A 1,615-nucleotide genomic window follows, 5' to 3' on the forward strand; every position below is an offset into this window, starting at 1 on the left:
CGCGCGCCGCCGCCCCGGCCGCGTTCGCCGCGCTGCGCGGGCTGCACGGGACGCTCGGGCCGGTCCTCCAGGTCGGCGAGGTCCGGACCGTGCACCACGACGACCTGTGGCTGAGCCCCGCGTACGAACGGGACTCGGTGACGTTCCACTTCACCTGGATCCGGGACGCCGCCCAAGTGCTGCCGGTGATCGCCGCCGTGGAGGAGCGGCTCGTACCCCTCGGAGCGCGGCCGCACTGGGCGAAGCTGACGGCGATGACGGGCCCCGAGATCCGGTCGCGCTACCGCCGTGCGGCCGATTTCCAGGAGCTGCGGGCGACGTTCGACCCGGGCGGCAAGTTCGGCAGCGCCCTTCTCGACGACGTGTTCCCCGCCGGTGCCCGGTGACCGGATCCGCTCCGGTGCGGCCCGCCCCCACCCATCGATCCACCAGACCGGGAGTGCTCGCATGAGAACACGACTTCTGCCCAGGGCGGACCGGAAGCTCTCCGTCGTCGGCCTCGGCACCTGGCAGTTCGGCGACGGCTGGAGCCACGTCGGCGAACGCGACGTCCGCACCATCCTGGATGCGGCCGTCGCGTCCGGCGTCGACTTCATCGACACCGCCGACGTCTACGGTGACGGCCGCAGCGAACGGCTGATCGGGCGGTTCCTCAAGGACTTCCGCACCTCGGCGGGCGAACGCCCCGCGGTGGCGACCAAGTTCGGCCGCCGCGGCCCGCAGGAGCTGGGTTCCTTCACCCTCGACAACTTGCGGGAGTGGTCCGACCGGTCGCGGGCGAACCTCGGGATGGACACGCTCGACCTGGTGCAGCTGCACACCCCGCCGGACGCCGTGTTCGCGTCCGACGCGGTCTTCGACGCCCTCGACACGCTGGTCGAGGAGGGCCGGATGAAGGCGTACGGCGTGAGCGTCGAGACCTGCGCCCAGGCCATGACCGCCCTCGCCCGGCCGGGTGTCGCCTCCGTGCAGATCATCCTGAACGTGTTCCGGCGCAAGCCGCTGGAGGAGGTCCTGCCCGCCGCCAGGGCCGCGGGTGTGGGCATCATCGCCCGGGTTCCGCTGGCGTCCGGGCTGCTGTCCGCGAAGTTCAAGCCGGACACGGTCTTCGCCGAGGACGACCACCGCACGTACAACCGGCACGGCGAGCGGTTCGACGTCGGCGAGACCTTCTCCGGCGTCGACTACGAGACCGGCCTCGCGGCCGCCGCCGAGTTCGCCGCCCTGGTGCCCGAGGGCACGACGCCCGCGCAGCTCGCCCTGCGCTGGGTCGTCCAGCAGGACGGCGTCACCACGGTGATCCCGGGCGCCACCTCGGTCGGGCAGGCGCGGGACAACGCGGCCGTCGGGTCGATGGCGCCGCTGCCCGCGACGACCGTCGAGCGGCTGCGCGAGCTGTACGACCGCAGGATCCGCGGCCAGGTGCACCACCGCTGGTGACCGCAAGCCCCGCAAGCCCCGCACGCCCCGCACGCACGCAAGCCCCAGGAGTCCCGGGAGCCGCAGGATGAAGATCGCCGGCCAGACCGTCCTGCTCACCGGCGCGACCGGGGGCGTCGGCCGGGTGCTCGCCGAGCGCCTGGTCGCGGCCCGCGCCGACCTGATCGTCACCGGC

General features: G+C 73.4%; 2 protein-coding genes. Both read left to right on the forward strand.

Annotated elements, in window-relative coordinates; translation table 11 throughout:
- Positions 1–386: D-arabinono-1,4-lactone oxidase (locus H5J30_RS32085; protein WP_309505695.1), on the forward strand; the 386-nt coding region annotated here is incomplete at its 5' end.
- 61 nt (positions 387–447) lie between these two features.
- Positions 448–1,440, forward strand: coding sequence for an aldo/keto reductase (locus H5J30_RS32090; protein ID WP_181791132.1), 993 nt, complete (start codon positions 448–450; stop codon positions 1,438–1,440).
- The last annotated feature ends 175 nt before the right edge of the window (positions 1,441–1,615 follow it).

Source organism: Streptomyces phytophilus (assembly GCF_013870535.1).
Classification (GTDB): domain Bacteria; phylum Actinomycetota; class Actinomycetes; order Streptomycetales; family Streptomycetaceae; genus Streptomyces; species Streptomyces phytophilus.